The organism is Candidatus Limousia pullorum, assembly GCF_057405065.1.
In genome coordinates, this window is sequence record NZ_CM171614.1 from 2,357,787 (window position 1) to 2,379,036 (window position 21,250).

The window sequence follows — 21,250 nt, forward strand, 5'->3', positions numbered from 1 at the left end:
TTCACTCCTTCCGGCTCACAGGCCCAAGATTTCTTTGACGATGCGGTCACTCATCCGCACGGCGCCTACGAGGACAAGCAGATTGAAAATGAGCTCGCCCACATAACTCCACACGGCAGTCACCGCCGAGACGTTGGGATCCACCGCAGGCGGGGAGGTTGCCATGACGGAGAAAATGATGCAGGCCAATGCGATGATGGCCCCTTCCAAACACACTCCGGCGTAGGAACGAAGGAAGTTTTTCCCCACATTGCTGGTGGGTTCCCCCGCAAAGCTGGAGAGCGGAACCGGGGCGATGGCGGTGTACATATATAATTTGAACATCCGGCTATACACCGTCAGAATCATGATGAACGACAAAACGGTGATGAACAGGCCGCCTAAGAGGGTCACCGCCCACAGGGGGATGGAGTCCCAAAACCCCACATCGTTGATCTTGTCGATAATCTCTTGGGGCAGGGTCGTGCCGGTGCTCCCTGACAGGCCCGATTGGGTGATAATGGTGGAGACCATGCCCTGGACAATGCGGAACACCGCCAGCATCAGGTCCAGGCCATAGGTCACCGCCGCCTTTGCCAGGGCGAAGCGTACAAACAGCTTGAGGGCGTGTTCCGGGCGCTTTAGATCGGCCACGCTCGAACAGGTCTTGACTACGCCAACTGCAAAGAACAGCACCAGCAAGCCAAGGCCAATGGCTTTCAGCGCATCGTTGATGTTGAGCATGACGCCCCAAATCCCACCGCCTTTGAAGGTGGCGGGGTCCTGGGTGAGCAAGGTCCAGATTTCGGCCAGCTTGTCGTTCCATGTTTCCAGCGCCGAGTTTAGGTTATCTATGATCCAGTTTCCGGCTGGTCACCTCCTTTAGAAAAAATAGGCGGGAGCGCCCCTGCGGACGCCCCCGCTGCCGGAACACAGAAACTCAGGCCGTGATAAGGTCGAGGATCTCCTTGGCAAAGGTCACGACCAGGCCGCCCGCCAGAGTGAGAAAGCCCTGGGAACGCTGGGAAGGGTCATGGCTCTGAAAGGAGAGGCCCACCTGCACCACGCCCCAGCCCAGCAGAATCAGGCCGATGGCGCGGATCAGGGAAAAGATGAAGGTGGAGAGATTGTTCACTACCGTCAGCGGATCGCTGGCGGCGAAAGCAGTGGTAGACAGGCAGCCGACACACAGCACGGTGGCGGCATAGACGGAAAACCCGCAGCGGCCCTTCCTGCCAAGAGGCAGAGCGCCCTGGAGCCTGTCGTTCTTCTTGCTATGATTTTTCTTGGAAATCCAATGATGCAGAATATTCTTCAGAAGCATTCCTCCAATTCATTGTGTAGTTTAAGGCTTCAAAAAATCCTCCGGATCCAGCAGTTCGAAATCCTCGTACTGCTCCGGAGAATAGTCCAAATCGTTTGCGGCATCTTTCGCCTGGGTATAGTCGTAGGGCGCAGCGCCCCCATCTTCAGTAAGCCGGATATTGGGGTGGCGCATCAGGTCGTACTTATCGTCCAGCATGGGGCGCTCCCCACGGACGAACAAAATCGCCTTGCGGTTGTCCAGCATCCGCACCTCGTCGGGGGTGAGCAGTTCCCGGCCCGTCTGCTGGTCGTTGACGCTGAAGCTGCCGCTTCGCCCACGGCTGCGGCCATAGGTGTTGGTATCCAGCGTTTCCTTGCCCATGAGCTCGGAAACGTATTTGTGGGTTTCCTTCTCGTTGCCGCCGAGATATAAAAACTCATCGCATAGGCCCACCAGGGACTCCCACTGCTCCTTGAACAGCGCCTTGAGCTGGGCCATGTTCTGAGCGATGTAGGAACAGAAAATGTTCCGGCTCCGCATGGTGGAAAGCCAGGGCAGGAAGTTGTCCGTAGGCAGGGCGATGTTGGGGGCCTCATCGATGAGGAGATGCACTGGCACCGGCAGGCGGCCCTTGTATTTCCGGTCCGCCACATAGTACAGGGTCTGGATGAGCTGGCCGTAAATCATGCCCACAAGGTAGTTGAGACTCTTGTCGCTGTCCGGGATACAGCAGAAGAGGGCCACCTTCTTTTCGCCCATTTCCTCCAGATGGAGGTCATCGGTATAGGTGAGCCGGGCGATCTGCGGCAGGTTGAACGCTGACAACCGAACGCCAACACTAATCAAAATGGATTTTAGAGTTTTTCCGGCCCCCATCTTGAACACATGGTACTGCTTCACGGCAATGCTCTCCGGGTTCCGCATCTCCAGACGGGCGAACAGGATGTCCAAGGGCGACTCGTATTCCTCATCTTCCTCCCGCACCTCGGCGGCGGCCAGCATCTCCATCACCATGGCGAAGTTCTGTTCTTCTTTTGGGGCTTCATGCATGAGATAGAGGACGAGGGCCTGGAGCAGCGCCGTTTCTGATTTGGTCCAGAACGGGTCGCTGCTCTGTGCTCCCGGCGGGGTGGTGCTCTGGATGAGTGTTTCGATGAGGCGAAGCACGTCTTTGTCATCCCGCACATAGGCCAAGGGGTTGTAGCAGAAGGAGGTGTCGGGGCTGAGCAGGTCGAACACCCGCACCTCATAGCCATTGTCTTTCAGAGCCCCTCCGGTTTTCCGCACGATCTCGGATTTCGGATTGCAAATCACCATGGAGCAGTTCCCACAGTTCAGGGTGTTGGGAATGGCGTAGGAGCGGCTCTTGCCGGCGCCGCTGCCCCCAATCACCAGCACATTGGTATTGCGCTTGTGTTTATGACCGTCCAGTCCCATCTGAAAGTGCTGGGTCAGGATGAGGTTTTCCTTCGGGTGCTTCTTATCCCGGTACCGCTTGGCGATCTGAAACACATCGCCCCATTGGGCGGAGCCGTGTTCTACACCACGGCGGCGGTTCTTCCGGCTGGAGGCCACCGTCAGCGCCACGATCCCATACCCCATGGTAAAGAACAGCAGGCACCGGGCGGAATACTCTGTCCAGTGGATGGCAAAGGGACTGTTCATGGCTGCGGAGAGTTTCCCCAGCAGATCCACGAGGTTCATCCCGGCGCTCCAGCTTCCGGCCACCAAAAGGGCAGCCCACCAAACGATGGGCAGCGGCAGCAGCCACACCCACCATGGATTTTTCCGTACAGCTATCGAATCAAAAATAACCCTCCTTTTTGCAGAAAATAAAAAAAGCCCCCCGAAGCCCATGGGGAGAGCCCACAGGCTTCGGGGGAAGTGAATGGATTTATCTGACCGGCTTATGCCGGTACTTGCTGTTCAACAGCTTGAGGAGAATGCGGTCAAACCCGACGCTACTCCGTCCTGCCGACAGATAGGCGTTGCGCTTCCGGTTTAGGGCCTGTACCGCCCGCCCGAATTCCTCATCGCTCAGGTACAGCCTGCGGCGGGGAGCACGGACAGTTTTCGCAGCAAGGGAACGCATTTCCTCGGCCTGTTCAGGCTGCACATCACTCTGCGTATCGCAAAGGGCCTTGACCAGCATATCCTGTTCCAGCTGGCTCATCTTGAGCATCCTTTGCTTTTCCATAGGTACCCCTGCCTTTCCTGCTGTTTTTCATCATCACCATATCACAACGCCTTGTAGAAAGCTACCGCACAGAAGAAAACAAACGGAAAACTCTCGGCGGGAGCCGTTATCTGGCCGCTTCCTTTTCCTTGTCCTCTTTGGCTTTGGGCGCTTTGGCGGGCTTGGGAGACTCTACGGAGAATTCATCCGGCTGGATGGTCTGCTCCATCTCCCGAAAACTCCGCTGCATATCCCGGTTGATAGCATAGGCCGCCCGCTTGACGTCGCTGATGAACCCCTTCTTCTCCTGGACTTCCATCCCGGCGCAGGTCTGGCACACCTTATCAAAGTGGAAAGCAGAGGTGTCCAGCCCCAGTTTCTGTGCCACCACATAGGCCGCACAATAGGCCTGGGGCGCATACGCCTGCCGGTAGTAGCCGCTGCCTACGGTGTCAAAACCGGCATGGGCCTGCTCACGGGCGATGGCGCAGATCGTAGCGGTTTCGTCCATTCCGTTTCTCACATAGATGGTGCGCTGCTTGGGGACATACTGCGCCTGCACCCCCTGGGGCAGCTGATCGGAAATGGCCAGTGGAACAGGGCTTTGCTCCACCAGGGCGGCGATGATCTCCTCCGGCAGCCGCTGCTGGGAGGGCAGGGGCTGCTGCCCCCTGGTCTGAGAGATGTCGAAGGCTTTGGTGATGGTGAAACCGCTGCCCTTGGTGCCATCCTCCCGTTCATACTCCTGGTCGGCGTAGAACGCATACCCCGTCACACCGCTTCGCAGAGAACGCCCGGCCTCTTTCCACTTGTCGAATGTGCGGGGATGTGTGATGGTGGGATCCTGCTCATAGAGGATGAGAAGGTTCCGGGTGCTCTGTGGGGTGCACTGTGCCATGAAATTGAGAAATCCCTTCATGGAGGCATCATCCCGGAACACCTCCTGGGTCTGGGCGTCCACCCGTGCCTGAAGTTCTTCCCGTTCCGCCTTTCGCATGGCGGCGTATTCCTCTTTGGAAAGGCGGGGCGTCTCCTGCTGAGGCTGCTGTTCCTGCTGCTTGCCAATCAATGTACTTAAATCGATACCGCATTACCTTCCTTTCTGCTTTTTCTTTTTCCTGCTGCGGCTGGGCGCAGCGTGCTCACGCTGGGGCTGTCTGGCCCGTTCCTCCTTCTTCTGGGCCTGCTCCTGCCGGATCTCCTGCAGCTGTTTTCTCACGGAGGGCTTTTGCTCAGGCGCCGGCTCACTGCCGGTTGGACCGGGCGAAGAACTTCTGTCGGGCGAGGAATTCTCTGACGGACTCTTTGCCGCCTCCCCCTGCACAGGATCCTTCTCCCGGCCAAGAGTAAAATTTGCCCCTTCCTCCTGATCTGGTACGGAGGAGAGTTCAATCTCATCCTCGAAACCGCCAACCTCAAATTCCACCGCACCATGCTCCGTCTGGACGGTTTCCGTCCTGCTGGGGGCAGCGGCGGCGGGAGGCTGTTTCTCCTGCACAGGCGCTTTCTCCACAGTGGCGTCACCAGCCTGGGCCGCAACGTAATCCAGGCCGAGGTTGTCATAGATGCGCTGGATCTTGGAGGCGTCATCAGCAAACACGACTACCTCGATGCGGTCAGACTTCTGCCGGTTCCGAATGGGGACGTATAGGAGCCCGTGCTCCTTGGCTTCCCTGGCAAATTCCTTCATATAACTTACCGGCACCTTAAAGAATTTGAAGGGGCGCTGTTCCCGCAGCATCCGTACCAGCCGTGTCTTTCCACGGGTTTTCTTCTGATCCTTTAATACCGCATAGACGAACAGCGCGAAATTCTTTGCCGCCAACCCCGACAGCTTGAGGGCTACCTCTGTGCCTTCCAAGGTAAATCGGACAATTTGGTCGGCGGGGTCGCTTCCGTAGTTCAGTCAAATCACCTCGCTTTCACCGCTCCAAATCACGGGAGCGTTTCTGTTTTCCCTTTTCCGGCGCAGAAACTTTGGAAAAGGAATCTTCACCGGGGATAAGAGACAGGGCGGAACCGTTGTCCCATTCAACTTCGAGTTGTCCCATATCATCTACATAGACAACCGTACCCATGGTACCAGGCGGCGGGGCCTGGGCATCATCCATGGAATGCAGGACGATTCGGGTTCCGGCGGGATATCGCTGCCGGAGGCGTTCCACCTGTTCTCTGCTGGGGATTCTGTTCAATCAATCACCTCCTGGGTCCGTCTTTACTTTTACGTTCTTGCTGTTTTTCTTCCCGTTCCTGACGCTGGCGATCTTCCTCTTGGGCCGCCAGCAGGCGCTGCTCCATCTCCACAGAGTGGGTTTCAATGTTCCGGCACAGCTTGGCGGTGTGGCGAAGCTGCCGAAGTTTCTCGGTGAGGGCGCTGATCTGGGGGGAGTCCGGCTCGTAGCGGTAGAGCTTCTGGCGCTGCTTTAACAGCACGACGATTTCATCCTCCGCCTGCTGCCGGAGGCTGGCCAGCTGGCCGCGGTCCTCCACATGATGCTGAAAGATGAACTCAGCCTGCTCGATCCGCTGGTCCAGCTTGCGAATATCCTCCCGCACGGCATAGCTTGGGTAGGGCGGTTTCTTGCGAAGCACTCCCACCTGATATAAATAGGAATAATAGAGCGCCCGCAGGCCGGTGAGCTTGCGGGGCTGCGTTTCCCCAAGGAGGAGAAGCAGCCCATGGGCGGGTGGTGTTCTTTTCCCAGCCGGTGCGGAGCGCCTGGGGTACAGGATACGGCGCTGAATGGCTTCGGGCGTGTAGTTTTTGCCCAGGGTCTTAAACCGGACAGGCCGATCCTTGCCCGGCGGTTTCAACGTCATGTACTTGCGGTCAAAGCGGAAGGTGTACCCCTGCTGTTCCAGCACCCGCAGGAACTGCTTCCAAGTGAGAGAGGCAGCTATGGCGGCGTCTACATCCTGCTGGATGACGGTTTTCCAAGTGGGCTTTCCCTCTTGCTCGGCCAGCCATTGGGCATAGGGGCGGGTCACCCGTTCCGATTTCTCGGTGTCGATGACCGAGAGATGGTATTTCCGGCACAGTTCATCGGAGATCCGGCGCACCCCGGTGACATAGCTTTTTTCATTGCTCCGGTACTTCTTACCTGTTTGGATGGAAACGGAATTCCAAACCAAATGGTTGTGGATATGCCCGGTGTTCAAATGGGTGCTGATGACCACTTGAAATCTGCCGCCCAGCAGACGGTCCGCAAGTTCCTGACCGATTTGATGTGCCAATTCCGGCGTTACCTCCCCGGCGGCGAAACTCTGCACCAGGTGGAATCCCTGCACCCCTTTTTCCTTGTGCCACATCCTCTTGATCTGGCGCATATCCTCAAAGGCGGAATCCAGCGTACAGCCAATGGCCGAGCAGAACAGGTCCTGCTCGGTTTTATCCTTATTGAGGGCATAGTCCACCGCCGCCTGCAGGGAGTCTGCGTTTTGGGAACGGGAGGCTTTTTTCTCATCCAGGACATAGTCCACACTGTTGTCCAGGCGGTGCACGGGGATAATGCTGGTGTACGCCATTTACCAGTTCTCCTTCACTTCCTTCCAGACCGCACGGGCGATGCTGGTCATTTCCTCCACGCTCTGCCGGCTGGCCTCGCCATAGGTGTTTGCGACCTTGGCAAGCTGGTTGGCGTTGTTGCAAAGCCCAGCCACCTTATGAAGCAGGTCGGCATGGTGGGTGCAGGGCCTCGCCTGCAGCTGCGCTCCCATGATGAGGGAACGGAGAAATTCCTCACGGGCAAGGCCGCTGAGTTTCACCTGGGCCTCCAGATGGGCCAGTTCCTTTTTGTTCAGATGGAGGGGAATGATATGGTTTCGTTTTCTCATATGGACTCCTTTAGCGTTCCGGCTCATTCCTTTTTCGGGTTTTCACTTGCTCCGGCGCTTTTGCTGGGTATTCATAGTGGACATGGGCATCCCGCAGCCGCAGTCTGCTGCAATCCGGGGCAAAGGCGGCGTACCGGGCATAGGAATACCCCTCCGCTTCCACAAGGATGCCATCCCTGCTGGTTTCACCCTTGACGAGCACACAGTGCCAGCACAGGTCGCCGGGGTCAAACCACATCTTGTCGTTGTAGTCGAACAGGAAAATCTGATCTTCCACAAGGCCGCTCTCCTGGAACTGACGGTACTGCTCGTCGGAGAGAACGACGATCTGCTCCACCCGAAACCCCGTTTGACGCTCTGGAGTGGAGGTTCCGGGATGCTCTCCCACGATATCCTCCATGCGGCGGGGCCGATGATGGAACGCAGCCCGTTCCTGGTACACCTTCGGATCTTCTAAAACGATGCGTTCAATCGGAACCTCTTTTAAGTCCACCTTGCGGTAGTCCTTCCCATAGCCCAGGTACAGGGTATTTCTTCGCTGTGAGATGAGCAGATGCTCTGCTTGTCCTTCTGCTCGTACCATCAGGCAGCGGAACAACCCGCCCGGGTCGGCGCTGAGGAGGTGCCGGTTGTCTTGCAGGAAAGGATAATCCGGGGAGATATCCTCCGAGAGTTTGTCAAAATCCGATTTACTCAGAAGGATGACCTTCTCAACCCTGAGAACGCCCGGAACAAAGTTTGTTTTCTTTTGGCGCAGGGCATCCCATGATTTTATATTTGCCGCAAATGCGGCGTACTGCTTTTGGCTCATTTTTCACCTCGTATTTCACAAAATCAGCCGATGGCAGGCAGCCGGGGGTTTGGGGTGCTCCCCAAGAATGCCTTTGGATATCCAAAGGCTATGCTTGCAAAACCAGTCACCGGCTGGGAAAGAAGCGACCTGCGCCGCAGGTCAGATGACGTTGTCCTCGCCAGCTTCTTTGATTCTGGCCAGACCATCCAGTGTGGTGCAGATGATGTTCCTCTTTTCGGCCATCCCGATTTCTGCGGACATGGAGTTGCTGATCTCCTTGCCGCATACCACCAGCATCCGGCACCGGCCCAGCTTCTGGCGGGCAATATTGTGAAAATCCCTCTTTTCATCGGCGTTGTCCAGCGCAAGGTACTGCCCATCGTTTAGTTTAGGGCAGATGGGGACGTATCCGAGCTCATACACTTTCCGGCAGTACCGCTTCAAAAGGCGGGGCGCCGTATCCGCAGCTGCGCAGATGTAGGCAAAGGCTTTTTCCATGGCGATGTTTCCTTTCTTTGTAGGTAATCAGGCAGGCTATCCATGTGGATAGCCTGCCTGGGTTTGGGGTTGTTGGCGGCTATCCACATGGATAGCCATGGAGATTATTCAGCGGTTTCCGACTTGGCCTCAAGCGCAAAACGCACCCGGTCCGAGCCCAGCTTGTAGTAGGCATCGGTCACCTCAATGCCCACGGCCTCGTACCCCTCCAGCCTGGCTGCCAGCACGGTGGTTCCGGCCCCGCAGAAGGGGTCGAGGATCCTTCCTCCCGGCACACAGATTTTCACAAGGTCCCGCATGAGCTGCAGGGGCTTCTCGGTGACATGGGTGCGGTTTTGCGGATTGGCGTAACGGAACACCCCCGGCAGGCATCCCACCGGGCGGCTCACCGGCATGGGGCCGTTGGAGCCCCACACCACATATTCGCTCTGCTGGCGGAAACGCCCTTTTTGCGGGCGGCTGGTCATCTTATCCCATACCACGCAGCCCCGCCAGATCCATCCGGCCCATTGCAAAGCGTCAGTGATGGAGGGGTACTGCCTCCAATCGATGAACAGGCAGACGGGCGCACCCGGCTTGCAGGCTTTACGGGCATCGTACAGCCACTCAGCCATCCAGCGGGTCCAGCTTCTCTGATCCCGATTGTCCCCGTCGAAGTCGGGCGGGGCGTTCTTGGGGTCCATGCTGCTGTACTTCTGTGTGGTCGTGCGGTTCTTCTCCGCAGGTTTCCAGCCGCCCGAAGCGTAGGGCGGATCGGTGATAAGGGCATCAAACACCTGGGGCTTGAAGGCACGGATGATCTGCAGGGTGTCCCCATGCAGAATGGTCCAGCCATCCCCGCCGTTGTGCTCGATGGGCAAAGTGGATTCTTCTACAACTTGAGCAAGTTCGTTCTTTTGATTCAGAGGCATCATCCTTCCTGTTTTGTTTTTATCGTTCCTCACTCCGATGGCGCTTCTTGACGGTGGTATGCTGCTTGGGCTGGAAACCGGGCGGCGGGGTAAGAATGGGCGATTCACGCTTGAACCTGCGCTCGATGGCGATATCGTCCGGCCCAATGTGGATCACGTCACTGGTGGGATTGTCTATGGTGACCCCAGGCAAAATCACAGCGGTTTCACGCACTTCGATTTCCCCACCAAGTTCACCGTAGACAGTCGCCCCCTCCATAACGATGGGGATGCCGCCGGTCACGGAATTGGCAAAGAGCTTGGCGTTGCCGGAAATATGGACATTGCCGTGAACGTACCCAGCAGTGATGATGGCGTAATCCTCTATGATGGCGTTTCCACCGATCCTGCTTGGGCCGGAGATGGCCGCACAGCCACGGGCGCAGGCCTGATCCCACAGGATGGCGTTTCCGTACACATAGGCTTCCTCCGCTGCGACAGCGTTTCCCGCAATCCAGCACTGGCCCTCCTGACTCAGATTTTCCTCCGATTGGACAAAGCCGCCCAGGGCACCGGCATGGACGTCCTCCCGCACATCCCGCAGTGCCCGGATGCGGTGTAGCCATGGATATTGCGGATGGGCTATGTTGGTGATTTCATACTTTTTCTCATTCATCTGGCGTCACCCCGTTCCTTCCTGGATCTCGCAGGCGGTTTTACCGACAGCTCGGTTTCCACATACTCGCTGATGATAGACAGGGCTTTTCCGTAGTCGCCGGATCTGTAGACACGGTCCGCCATCTCCTTGGCCTGTTCCGGCTGTCCGCTTCTCTTGAGAAGCTGGGAAGCCTTGCCGAGGATAAAGAAGATGTTTCCGTCCATGCCGGCCAGCTTCATTTTGGGCCGTTTGGGAACAGACGGCTCTTTTGCCGGTTCTGTGACCTGCACCGACACGGCTTCGAAGGAGAAGGAGTCCTCATTCCAAAAATGGACGTAGAGCGTACCATCCTCCGTATAGATTTCCCACTGCTCGAAGCCCTCGCCCCAGCCATCGGAAAACTGGCCCCGCAGATACTCCTGGAGAGCTTTCATTTCCACATCGTTCAGAGGCTCCTTCAGCCGAACCGTGGTGCAGCCCATCAGTTCCCCGTCCCGGAGTTCCACCGAGGGGATGGCGCTGAGCACCTTTGCCTTGACGCCGGGGTTTCGCTTCTCTGAAAAGTAGGGCATGAGATCCCCGCCCGTTCCCCTAAAAGAGTCTTTTACTGCGGATCGGATGGATTCCTCATAGTCCGCCAGTTCAAAGCCAGAGAACTCGTCCGGCCCCACTCGATCCATCCAATCGATATCGTCGTAGACCTCCTGGGGAAAGAAATCCCCTTTCAGTGGGGAGTAAAGTTTCAGTGTGATTTCCTTCTTGTCGATTGCATGACCTTCTTTCTATCGGGAACCGTCCGAAAGGCTCCGGGCGGTTCGCCGTTCATAGTTTTCTTTTGCCAGATCGCCATAGTCGCAGCCCTCTCGCCGGGGCAGGTTCTTCACCATGCGGTACCGGCCCTGATAGCCTCTCTCGATGTGGGCTGCGGCCCAGCGCCCGGCAAAATCGTTGTTGGTGCAGATCTCGATTTCCTCGATCTCCGGGTGGCGCTCCAAAAAAGCGTCCAGCGCAAGGGGGCTCTTGGCCTCCCGTTCCTGTCGATGTCCTTCTTCCGGCGCGTAGATGCCGCCGAGAGACAGCCGCCACTTGTCTGTGGTCCCTTCCAGCGTCAGATGAGCCATGGGTTCAATGGCGGCTTCGTACACAGCCACCCGGTTGGTTTTTCCCTTCGGCGGCAGCAGGAAGCAAAACCGCTTATCGCTGCCCGGCACCTCTGCCTTGAAGGGTTCTCCCAGTGTGTAGGTGCCGCGCAGGAAGGCATACCGGGCAGTGCCGGTTTCATCCCTGCCGACGAAAACAGCGTTGTGGTAGTCTGCGCTTTCATAGAGGATCCCTGCCCGGATGCAGGCTTCGATGACCCCACGGCTGATCCCCCGCTTCAGCAGATAGGCGAACACCCTGCGGTTGTTCACGGCTGCCGGTGGAAGGATGAACTCCGGCCTCTTTTTTGGTTGAGGCGGAGGCGGGATGTAGCTGGGGCATTCGTCGCACAAGGCCAGCACCGCATCTACAAACTTCATCCCTTCCACTTTGATGAGATAATCCAGGGCGGATTTCCCTCCGATATCCCGGCTTTTCCAATGCCAGATGGAGGACTCCCCATTGATTTTGAAGCTGTCGTGCTCCCTCAGTTGGAACTCACCACGGCTGCCGCTTCTGACCAGTTCATTGGGGCGAAACCGGCGCAGGAATTCGATGGCGGTCATTTGCTTGGCGGCGGCGATCTGCTCTTTGCTCACTCCGGGCATGGGAATGCTCCTTCCTTTGTGTTAGATTACCGCTGCCCGGAGGATCTTGGCCTGGTCGGTGCGCTCCCAGGGGAGTTCCGGCTTGCCAAAATGCCCGTAGGCTGCGGTTTGGGTATAGCGGGGCGTCAACAGGTCCAGCTGGGCGATGATCTCCGAAGGGGTCAGCCCGAACACAAGGCGCACCGCATCCGCCAGGCAATCGTCGGCGCAGATGGCGCCGGTGCCGAAGGTATCCACCTCCACCATCACCGGCTCGGCTTTTCCGATGGCATAGGCCAGCGTCACCTGGCACCGGCTGCACAGCCCGGCGGCCACGAGGTTTTTGGCGATGTAGCGGGCCATATATGCCCCGGAACGATCCACCTTGGTTGGGTCCTTCCCGGAAAAGGCGCCGCCCCCATGGGGTGCGAACACACCATAGCTGTCCACCATGAGTTTTCTTCCGGTGAGGCCGGTGTCGGCCTCCGGGCCGCCAAGCACAAACCGCCCGGAGGGGTTTAGCAGGATTTTAGTATCCTCGTCCGGGGGAAGCGCCTGCAGCGCCGGGGCCAGCACCTTGTCGGTGAGTTCCCAAAACAGTTCATCGGCGGGCTTCTCCGGGCTGTGCTGAGCGGAGAGGACAACCGTGTCCAGCCGCAGGGGGCGTCCATCCTCGTCGTACTCCACGGTGACCTGGGCTTTTCCATCCGGGCGCAGGCCCCGCACCATGCCGGATTTCCGGGCTGTGGTGAGACAGCCGGCCAGCCGGTGGGCCAGTACAACGGGAAGTGGCATCATCTGCGGGGTTTCCGAACAGGCGTACCCAACCATGACCCCCTGGTCACCGGCGCCCAAGCGGAGGACAGGATCTTGGAGAGATCCCCTTCGCTGCTCTAACGAACAATCCACCCCTGCGGCGATATCCGGGCTTTGCTTATGGATGAGGCATTGGACGGCGTACCGGGTGGGGTCGTAGCCCACCTTCCGCAGCACAGAACGGACAATGGCCGGGATTTGGGGTTCATGCAGGCTGGTGATCTCACCAGCTACGATGACCTGCCCCTTGGTGGCCAGCACTTCGCAGGCCACACGGGAGAGAGCGTCATGGGAAAGGCAGTCATCCAGAACACTGTCGGCTATGAGGTCGCACAGCTTATCCGGATGGCCTTCCGTGACGGATTCGGCGGTGTAAAATTGATTCATGGCGTCACCTCACTTTCAGGGAAAAGGGCTTGAGGCTTTTCCCGATGTCCTCATAATTGGCAAACCGCACCTCGCAGCCCAGCAGGTAGGACACAGCTTCTTCCCATTCCCTCAGCGGGTACTGCTCTTTGTTCTCCAGCTGGTACAAGTCTCCAAGGGCCTCCCATTTGAGGGTGGGCTGCAGGCGCAGGTTGGAGATGAAGGTGCGGTGCTGCTCTGCCAGCCGGTCTAAAAGTCCAAGTTTCTTCAATCAATCCCTCCAGTGCATTCAAATACAAAAAGCGGGGCGCTTTTCAGCGCCCCACCCAATAAAATCTCTGCTACTTTTTCCTGCGGTTGCGAATGTGCAGGAAAACAAGGCCGCCTAAAATGACAGCGCACAGGACAATGACTATAATTGCTTTCGGTTCCATAGGTTCATTCTCACCTCACTTGTACGGCGACGACCACCGTGCGGGCGTTATCCCATTCATAGGAACAGGTAACAAGAGTCAGCAGGCGGTGGCCTGCGCCGGGGATAAATGCTGGGTCGTGATACAGCGGCTGTGCAAGCAGCTCCTTCTGAAAGGAGAGGAAATCTTCATCGTCCGCGAATACGGTGCGGTTAAAGGAGAGTTTTTGGATATCCGTTTTCAGCACAGCCACAATGGTGTACTCCCGCAGCCCGGTTTCCGTCTGCAGGAGGATTTCGGAATGTTCTTCCCGGAACGCTGCATCGGCCATCTTCTGCAGCACAGCGAACATGGTCCCGTCGTTCATGTTGTGTCCGTAGACCACGGTGTTCCGGCTTTCCGGGGTGCAGTCCCACTGAAAGAAAATGCTTCCGGCTGTGCGCCATTCCCCTTTATAGGTGCGCCGCAAGTAGTATTCGGGATCATCGACGCCGCTTTGCAGAACAGGGTAGTCTACGCAGGTTCCGGGAATGGTGATCCACCCCTTGATATCCGGGTATTCCGCTTGCAGGGCCGGGAGGTCTACAATGGCTTCCGGCTTCTGCTCCTGCACGGTTTGTTCATTCCCAGCCGGTTCCTCCCCGGAGCTTTCGGCTCCGGGGAGGGGCTGTACTATGTATTCCTCTTTTAGGGCCTGCGCTTCCCCATTGGTCAGCCCCGGCTGGAGCACCAAAAACCACGCAAGCCCCAACAGGCTCAGGCACAGCAGGCCGATGCAGAAACCTTTCAGGAAGGTTTTCATCGGATACCCTGGCCCCTGTCATGGCCGCCTGCGGATCTCTTCTTTTTGCCCACAAGGTGCATGGCGAGGAGCCCGCCGCCTGCCAGCAGCGCCAGTGCGGAAAGGCCAATCAAAGCTGCGGGCATCCAGGGGCTGTCCCCAGTCTGAGGAACGGTGGGAATTTCCGGCACCAGCTTGTTGTGCATCGCCACGGTGACGGTTTCGCCAGCCAGGATCTCCACGGTCTGGTCATCCGGCAGGATATACTGTTCGGCATCCTCACCGGCCACCTCGGAAACGGTGTACTCGCCCACCCGGAGGGTGACGTTGATCTCACCGTTCTCATCGGTCTGGAACTCCTGCTCATAGGCGTTGCCCATGAAGTCGGTGCCGGTAATCTTGAAGGCGTGGCCTTCGATTTGGTCGTCATCGGCTGTCTTGACCACCTTCAGGGAGCCGGTCTGTGCATGGTTGAGGAAGCCCACGCCAGCTTCGGTTTCCACCCGCACGATGGCGCCGTTTTCCGTGATGGAGAAGGGATAGTACCCCTCGTCACGCTGGAAAAATTCAGGGGCTTCCTTCTCGTGCAGGAAGTAATCCCCGTACTGCAAGTCCTTCAGCTGATAGATGCCGCCCTCGGACTCAGCCATTTCACCCACCAGCTTGTCGATGTCAGGGTCGAACTCCCCGTTGTGATCCACATCGGCGTACACCTCGAAGATGGCCCCCGACAGCTTGTTCTCCGGGAAGTCGGCGTCTACCTTGGTGGTTTCCACAGTACCCCGGATGATTTGGTTTTCCATGGTGATCTCAATGGTCTTCCCATCTTCGGTAATCTCCACAGGGAAGGTTTCCTCGCTCAGTACGAAGGCTTCCGGCGCTGCGATCTCACGAATGACCCAATTGCCAATGGGTACCCGGTCAAATTCAAAGTACCCGATGGGATTGCTCTCGGTGACCATGAGGGCGGTTTCTTCTGTGAACTCGGTTTCGTCAAAGCGGAACAGGCCGATCACGGCGCCGCCCAACTCGAATCCGTCCTGATCCACCTTCCAGCCGGATACCTTGCCATACTTCAGCGTGTTTTCGATGGCTTCTCCGTCATTGACCTCCAGCTGCACGGTGGCGACGTCCTGCCCGGCGTACTCAAACACCACAGGGTATTTCTCGTCGCTCAACAGGTAGTGCTCATCCGTACCGATCTCCTTTACATACAGCGAGGCCCCGCAGGGGAGGTCGGTTTTGAAGGCGGCGTTCCCATTTTCATCGATGCCGGTGGTCTCGATGAGGCCATCGGCGGGGATGGAACTGCCATCGGCGGCGACGATTTCCTCTGCGGCGAACAGGCCGAAGGTGATGTTTTCCCATTCCCCATTCATCCCGATGGAGAAGGTCTCATCCTGCTCCAGCAGCTTTTTAAGGCTGATCTCCACCTTCTGCCGTTCATTGACGAAGCCCACATCGGCGGTGGTGACGGACACCTCCTGGCCAGCGTAGGCGAGGGTGACTTCCTTCGGTTCGGAATCCAGCACCATGCCTGCGGGCGCTGTCCGTTCAGAAACTTGGTAGCGGCCCAGGTACAAGGGCTCCGATGTGGCAGTCCCATCGCTCCCTGTGGTCAGGGCAGCCACCAGTTCTCCCGCCTTTGCGTGAACGACGCCATCCGGGGTGACGATATCCTCCAGAGCGGTGATGTCGTAAACAGCGCCCGGCTGGCCCTGCACCTCGTACTGCGGCTGGTAGAGGCCACCGGCTTCTGTCACATGGCTGAACACCTCGCCCTCCTTGTGGACGGTGATGGTACCTTTCTGCACCGTGTTGTACTTGGTCACGGTGACAACGTCCTGGGTGCCATCCACCACAAAGGGTACAGGCTCATCATCCAGAACGTAACCCCAGGGACTCTGCTGCTCATACAACTCATAATTTCCAAAGCTCAGGGCCTCCGGCAGCATGAGGGTCCCTGTGGAATCCGTCACGAAGGTGTCGATGTCCATGGGGCTGGGATAGTTGATGTGCTGCACCACCCATTCGCCGGTATCCGCATTGCGGATCTTCACGGAGGTGCCGGCCAGCGGGATGATCTCGCCGGATTCGGCGTCCCTTTTTTCAAAGCGGATGAGGGAGGTAAAGGTGGGATTGTTCAGGATGAAATAATAGGTTTTGCCATGCTCGGAAATGAACACGGAGAAATCCGGGACGAATTTTTGCCCCTCGGCGCCAGCGGTTTGATGCACCACATACAGGCCGTAAGGGAGGTCCTTCGATTGGGCAAAACCATAGGAATCCGTCAGCAGGATATCCCGTTCAGACTCTTTGGCGTTCTCGTAACTGCCGGCGCTGGCCAGGTAGACCTGAAATTCAGCCCCGGCCTCCGGCTGCTCGATCTGCACCTCATTGCTGGTAACGGCCAGCGGCACAGCTTCTGCTTCCGCATCGGCTGCATCAGGCTGGTCAACGTCAGCTGGTTCCTGCACAGCGTCGTTTTCCGGGGCGGTGCTGCCTTCCCCGGCCTGGCCTTCGTCGGCAGCTTCATTTTCTTCCGGCTGGCTGGAAGGCTCGAAGCTATTTTCAGGAACAGCGCCATTTTCAGGTGTGCTGGAAGCGGGATCTTCCTCTGCGCTTTCGGTCTGCTGTTCTTCCGTAACGGCAGCTTCTTCCTCGGTGGGAGGCTCCGTTTCAGGCGCAGGAGCGTCCTGCTCTGGAATGGCGGGCTGGTCGGTGTGCTTGGTGATGGCAATGGAGCCGAGCACCACATCCTCCGTTGCGGTCATGGGGACGCTGTTGTGTTCCAGCGTGAAGTTCCCCGGCTCTGCGCCCACAGGATAGACGGTTTCATCCAGCAGGTACCCCTCGCTGGGCGAGACCTCTCGGATGGAGTAATCCGGGCCGCAGGGGTACTCCTTGGTGATGAACTTTCCCCCGCCCGAAGTGGTGTAGGTGTCCAGCAGGGTTTCACCTTTGAACATTCCGTACACCGCGCCATCCAGGGAGGCGTCGCCCTGGGCTTCCCCGGTGACGGAATCCACCTTTTCCATGGTGACGGTGAACTTCTTCAGCACATTGGAAAAGCTGACGCTGGCGGTCTGGCCGGGGTAAATGGTCACCTGCTGGGAAGCGGGCTGGACGTATCGGTTCGGTGACTGCTCAGTGATGGTGTAAGTGCCGGCCTGGAGATTGTCCACCCCAATGGTCCCATCCGGGCCTGTCACCACATCCCGTTCCACCCCGTTGCCGGAGATGTGGAAGGGGATGCCGGAAACCTCGCCATCCTCGGAGGTTTTCACGATCTGCAGGGTACCGGATCTGATTTCGAGGGAGAAGTAGCACTTCACCGGCTGGGCCTCGCCCTCTACATCAAAGGTGACAACATTTTGATAGGTATCCCGCAGCCAGTATTTCGTGCCGCCGGTTATCACACCGGGGATGGAAGAGGGCAGGCTCTTTTCAGCGGTAATGGTCCCGAAATCCGTTTCACTGGTGGAAACGTGCAGCTGGTTCCCGTCCACGGAAAAATCCACGCCGGCGCAGCTGAAGGTGAAATCACCCAGCACATTGTTCTCATCCACCAGCGTCGTTTCATTTTTCCCAGTGCTCTCATTGTACTGCAGGGCATGGGTATAGGCCCCAACCGCGCTGGGGTCATCTGTGGTAAAGGACGGGATCGTACGGTAGTTCATCACGTTTTCCCGCAGGGTATAGAAGATGGGCTTCGCTGCGGGGCTGTTGGCGGTGATCTCGTCCACGATCTGGCTCTCATACCCTGTGCCGAGCTGGTTGTGGGCAATGAGCCAGATGAGGATTTGGGTGGCGATGTACTCATCGATGGCGCTGCCCCCGTACTTTGTGCCGGTTTCCATGTTGTAGCCCAGGGTGAGGGTAGTGTTGATCAGCGCCTTTTGTTCTTCTGTGAAAGAGGCGTAATCATCCGATGCCTCGTAGCCGATGCCGCTGTTGGCCCGTACACCCATCTGGATGCAGTAGGCGGTGCGGTATGTGCGTAAATCATTGATCCGCAGCTCGAAGAATTCCTCGGTTGTACGCCCGCCAAAAGGCGCAGGGAGGTTTTCGCTGAGAGAATAACGGCGGTCTTTGTATTCGATCATGGCGAGGTACCCGTCATAATCATTCTCGGCGGCAAGGGCGCTGCCAGGGAAGAGCCCAAAGCAGAGCAGCACCGCCATCATCAGGGACAGCACTCTTTTAAGATTTTTCATAACAGTCTCCTTTTTGGCAAAATAAAAAAAGCCCCCGCAGATTTGAGGAAAATCCTCAAACCCACGGGGGCTAAAGCAGAATTATCGTTCCTCGCCATTTTTCTGGCGGGGCTTTTTCCGGGGGAGCACCTTGTGGTGCGTATCCCGCTGGGTGCGCCAGACAGCGTCCAGCACAGACTCGATTTCGATCCCGTTCTGCCGGCACCCGTGAAGGATGCCGGACAGGTACGATTGAGAGGGCAGTGCGGGGGCGTCCTTGTAGGGGCTGTTCATGGTATAGGCCATGACTTCCCGCTTCAGTCCATCCGGGTCTACCACAGTGACGGGTTCCTTTCCATACAGCCGGGGGAATCCCTCATAGTGGTCCAGGCTCTGCTCGTCCCGTTCTGAAATGCGCCAGAGGACGCCATCCACAAAGCTGCCTGGCTCTGGCAGGATGGTGGCAACGCCATGCCCGCCACCATTCATACGGAAAGCAAGGCGGTATCCTTCCAGCCGGACGGTATCCACCACCTGGGCGTCCGGGCAGCGGAAGGCCATCTGGTTCAGGTTCATGTTGGAGCCGTAGGCAAAGTAAAGTTTCCCTGTGGTTTTTCATCACCTCTATCGTTCTTGGTTGCGTCGGTTCTGCAGGCTGGGGTACTGGGATTTGTCATACCGCCAGGCCCTGTCGCCGGGAAGATTGGAGAGTAAGTGTTCCCGCACATTTTTGTACTCCGGCCCGATGAGGCCAAGGCGCAAAAGAAAGGTGCGGAAGGTGAAGGCGGGGTTCTCGCTGATCTCGGTTTTCCGCATCACCGTCCGCTTCTGATTGATGGCTTGGGCGGAGATGGCCAGCGCCAGCGTAATATTGGCGCGCACCTTGCCGGCATGGAGGGTGCTCTCAAAACAGCGCCACTCCAATGTGCCGCGATAGAACACCGAATGAAGGTTCAAAGCGTAGTACCGGGTCCAGTTGTAGTGCTCGTAGCTGCCATCGCCTCCCTCGTACCATTCCCGCTTGAGGCGGTCCATGGTGGTGTTGGTGGGCAGCCTGCGGATCTTCTCCAGCATGGGTTCTCGCACCTTCTGGCACCAGCGTTCCACCCGGCGTTCGTCCACTTTGAGGGCTTTGAACAGGATATCCTCCTTGGAGTACATGATGGACAGGGCGTTCTTCAGACTCTGCGGGGTGTGCTTGGAGGCGTCCACATGGACGTGCATCCCGCAGGATGAATTGACCACAGCCCCCGCATGGCGGAGGGTGCGTACTACATCTTGAAGCTTCCCCATCTCGCTGTATTCCAGCTTGGGGGAGTTCATCTCCACTTTGTAGGTATCATCGCCTGTGGAAAGCTGCCTGCGCCCACTCCGATGGGTGGCGCGGATGCTGGCGTCAAAGACAAAGCGCCATGTTTTCCCCTCGTTGTCGGTGACCTCCCATGGGTCGTAGGTGCGGGAGGAACGGGAATGGGTGGCGGCGGCGCCGAACAGGGCGGCCACCGCTTCCGCAGCCTGTTGGCGGGTCAGCCCCGTCATCTCGATCTCGCAGCCGAAGAACTGGTCTTTCAGGTCAATCGACAGCGGTCACCTCCCGATGGGCAGCGGCCAGCCGCTTTCCGATGGCTTCCACCACATTGACGGTGACTCCGTTCCCAGCCTGCTTATAGAGTTGGGCGTCGGATTGGAGCGGCAGGACAAGGTCGATGCGGTCATCCGTCCAGCCCTGGAGCCGCAGGCATTCCCGTGGCGTGAGGCGGCGAATGCGGCATCCGTCCCACACGCCGGAGGCTTCCCGCTTGTGGCTGCGGATCCCGCCGTTCTGCTTGGCGGTGAGGCAGCGGGCATAGTCCGTCAGCTCCGGTTCCTCGTTCATATCCACACAGCAAAGGGTGCCTTGGCTGCTCCCGGTGGTGATGGTGTGGGCGATTTTCCTGCCCACCCTGCCGCGGCGGGTATTGAGGGTGGGGTATGCCAGATCCACACTGTCACCGGGATATGCCATTTTATATCCCTTTTTCGTGTTTTCCTTGATGGGGACGCCTGTGCAGTACAGCCCGGTTTTCCCGCCCATCCCGCCTGCCTGGGAGGTCAGGGTGCAGCTTACTCCTTCCGGGGAGTAGATGCGCTCCCCCTGTGCGCCGGGGCGAATTTGCTTAAGAGGCGTTCCTGCTGTTTCGGTGAAAGGAAGTACTTTTCCTCTGCATCTTTCATCAAGATATCCGACAAGGTACACCCTCTTGCGGGATTGAGGGACGCCGAAATCTTTGCTGTTAAGCACCTGCCATTCCACACCATACCCCAATCCATCCAGCGTATGGAGGATGGCCGCAAACGTCCGGCCTCCGTCATGGTTAAGCAGGCCGGGTACGTTTTCAAGCAGCAGATACGCAGGTCTTTTTGCCGCAGTCAGCCGGGCAATTTCAAAGAACAGCGTACCTCTTGGGTCGGCAAACCCTCCACGGTGTCCGGCAATAGAAAAAGATTGGCAGGGAAATCCCCCGCACAGCAGGTCGAAGTCGGGCATTTCATCGGGGTCGGCTTCTCGGACGTCCTCACGGAACCACTCTCCTTTCGTATCGAACAGCGCCCGGTAGCTTTGGTCGGCATATTTGTCGATCTCACAATGGCCTACGCAGACAAAACCTCCGGCCCGGCTGAGTCCCTCCCGGAACCCGCCGATACCGGAAAACAGGTCAATATACGTTATGGCTTTGGGCATCACGCTCCTTTTTCATAAATTTGATGAAACGCTACTACACAATCAACCGGCATCACCCCTTTCATGGTGCAGTGTCAAATGATATGAAAACAGCC

21 protein-coding genes and 1 pseudogene are annotated in these 21,250 nt (G+C 57.7%); all 22 read right to left on the reverse strand.

The window, feature by feature from the left end; translation table 11 throughout:
- Nucleotides 1-15: 15 nt before the first annotated feature.
- On the reverse strand, nucleotides 16-837 hold the full coding sequence (locus CGICJO_RS10905; RefSeq protein ID WP_342681110.1) for a VirB6/TrbL-like conjugal transfer protein, CD1112 family: 822 nt from the start codon (nucleotides 835-837) through the stop codon (nucleotides 16-18).
- Nucleotides 838-919: 82 nt separating this feature from the next.
- On the reverse strand, nucleotides 920-1,303 hold the full coding sequence (locus tag CGICJO_RS10910) for a glutamyl-tRNA amidotransferase (protein ID WP_486498901.1): 384 nt from the start codon (nucleotides 1,301-1,303) through the stop codon (nucleotides 920-922).
- A gap of 21 nt (nucleotides 1,304-1,324) precedes the next feature.
- Nucleotides 1,325-3,142 (reverse strand): VirD4-like conjugal transfer protein, CD1115 family, encoded by a 1,818-nt coding sequence (locus tag CGICJO_RS10915; protein ID WP_486498902.1) that lies wholly within the window; start codon nucleotides 3,140-3,142, stop codon nucleotides 1,325-1,327.
- A 37-nt stretch (nucleotides 3,143-3,179) separates the two neighbouring features.
- Nucleotides 3,180-3,482: a hypothetical protein gene (locus CGICJO_RS10920; RefSeq protein ID WP_486498903.1), complete on the reverse strand. Its 303-nt coding sequence runs from the start codon at nucleotides 3,480-3,482 to the stop codon at nucleotides 3,180-3,182.
- A 106-nt stretch (nucleotides 3,483-3,588) separates the two neighbouring features.
- A complete protein-coding gene (locus tag CGICJO_RS10925; protein ID WP_486498904.1) occupies nucleotides 3,589-4,530 on the reverse strand; it encodes an ArdC-like ssDNA-binding domain-containing protein in 942 nt (313 codons plus the stop codon).
- Nucleotides 4,531-4,551: 21 nt separating this feature from the next.
- Nucleotides 4,552-5,322 carry a PcfB family protein gene (locus tag CGICJO_RS10930; protein ID WP_486498905.1) on the reverse strand — a complete coding sequence of 257 codons (771 nt, stop codon included), beginning with the start codon at nucleotides 5,320-5,322 and terminating at the stop codon, nucleotides 4,552-4,554.
- A gap of 61 nt (nucleotides 5,323-5,383) precedes the next feature.
- Nucleotides 5,384-5,653 carry a DUF4314 domain-containing protein gene (locus tag CGICJO_RS10935; RefSeq protein ID WP_486498906.1) on the reverse strand — a complete coding sequence of 90 codons (270 nt, stop codon included), beginning with the start codon at nucleotides 5,651-5,653 and terminating at the stop codon, nucleotides 5,384-5,386.
- Nucleotides 5,654-5,657: 4 nt separating this feature from the next.
- Nucleotides 5,658-6,986 (reverse strand): relaxase/mobilization nuclease domain-containing protein, encoded by a 1,329-nt coding sequence (locus CGICJO_RS10940; RefSeq protein ID WP_486498907.1) that lies wholly within the window; start codon nucleotides 6,984-6,986, stop codon nucleotides 5,658-5,660.
- Entirely contained in the window at nucleotides 6,987-7,295 is a 309-nt protein-coding gene (locus CGICJO_RS10945) for a plasmid mobilization protein (protein ID WP_342681016.1), read from the reverse strand.
- A 10-nt stretch (nucleotides 7,296-7,305) separates the two neighbouring features.
- On the reverse strand, nucleotides 7,306-8,106 hold the full coding sequence (locus CGICJO_RS10950) for a DUF6329 domain-containing protein (protein WP_486498908.1): 801 nt from the start codon (nucleotides 8,104-8,106) through the stop codon (nucleotides 7,306-7,308).
- Between the two features lie 141 nt (nucleotides 8,107-8,247).
- Nucleotides 8,248-8,586, reverse strand: a complete 339-nt coding sequence (locus CGICJO_RS10955) for a DUF7768 domain-containing protein (protein WP_486498909.1) — start codon at nucleotides 8,584-8,586, stop codon at nucleotides 8,248-8,250.
- Nucleotides 8,587-8,690: 104 nt separating this feature from the next.
- Nucleotides 8,691-9,500, reverse strand: a complete 810-nt coding sequence (locus CGICJO_RS10960) for a DNA-methyltransferase (protein ID WP_486498910.1) — start codon at nucleotides 9,498-9,500, stop codon at nucleotides 8,691-8,693.
- Between the two features lie 16 nt (nucleotides 9,501-9,516).
- A complete protein-coding gene (locus CGICJO_RS10965; protein ID WP_486498911.1) occupies nucleotides 9,517-10,152 on the reverse strand; it encodes a hypothetical protein in 636 nt (211 codons plus the stop codon).
- On the reverse strand, nucleotides 10,149-10,814 hold the full coding sequence (locus CGICJO_RS10970) for a hypothetical protein (protein WP_486498912.1): 666 nt from the start codon (nucleotides 10,812-10,814) through the stop codon (nucleotides 10,149-10,151). The genes CGICJO_RS10965 and CGICJO_RS10970 overlap by 4 nt, the downstream gene beginning before the upstream one ends.
- 102 nt (nucleotides 10,815-10,916) lie before the next feature.
- On the reverse strand, nucleotides 10,917-11,882 hold the full coding sequence (locus CGICJO_RS10975) for a DUF3991 domain-containing protein (RefSeq protein WP_486498913.1): 966 nt from the start codon (nucleotides 11,880-11,882) through the stop codon (nucleotides 10,917-10,919).
- Between the two features lie 21 nt (nucleotides 11,883-11,903).
- The gene (metK, locus tag CGICJO_RS10980) at nucleotides 11,904-13,064 is read right to left on the reverse strand and encodes a methionine adenosyltransferase (RefSeq protein ID WP_486498914.1); all 1,161 of its coding nucleotides are present in this window, start codon (nucleotides 13,062-13,064) and stop codon (nucleotides 11,904-11,906) included.
- 4 nt (nucleotides 13,065-13,068) lie between these two features.
- Nucleotides 13,069-13,314, reverse strand: coding sequence for a hypothetical protein (locus CGICJO_RS10985; protein WP_486498915.1), 246 nt, complete (start codon nucleotides 13,312-13,314; stop codon nucleotides 13,069-13,071).
- Between the two features lie 173 nt (nucleotides 13,315-13,487).
- Nucleotides 13,488-14,258: a class B sortase gene (locus CGICJO_RS10990; RefSeq protein ID WP_486498916.1), complete on the reverse strand. Its 771-nt coding sequence runs from the start codon at nucleotides 14,256-14,258 to the stop codon at nucleotides 13,488-13,490.
- Nucleotides 14,255-18,454, reverse strand: coding sequence for a SpaA isopeptide-forming pilin-related protein (locus CGICJO_RS10995; RefSeq protein ID WP_486498917.1), 4,200 nt, complete (start codon nucleotides 18,452-18,454; stop codon nucleotides 14,255-14,257). The genes CGICJO_RS10990 and CGICJO_RS10995 overlap by 4 nt, the downstream gene beginning before the upstream one ends.
- An 81-nt stretch (nucleotides 18,455-18,535) precedes the next feature.
- Nucleotides 18,536-19,018, reverse strand: a pseudogene (locus CGICJO_RS11000) (gamma-glutamylcyclotransferase family protein); the annotation flags it as partial.
- A 39-nt stretch (nucleotides 19,019-19,057) separates the two neighbouring features.
- Entirely contained in the window at nucleotides 19,058-20,017 is a 960-nt protein-coding gene (locus CGICJO_RS11005) for an amidoligase family protein (RefSeq protein WP_486500028.1), read from the reverse strand.
- Complete coding sequence (dcm, locus tag CGICJO_RS11010; protein WP_486498918.1) at nucleotides 20,007-21,155, reverse strand: DNA (cytosine-5-)-methyltransferase; 1,149 nt, start codon at nucleotides 21,153-21,155, stop codon at nucleotides 20,007-20,009. Before dcm ends, CGICJO_RS11005 begins: the two co-directional genes overlap by 11 nt.
- Nucleotides 21,156-21,250 lie beyond the last annotated feature (95 nt).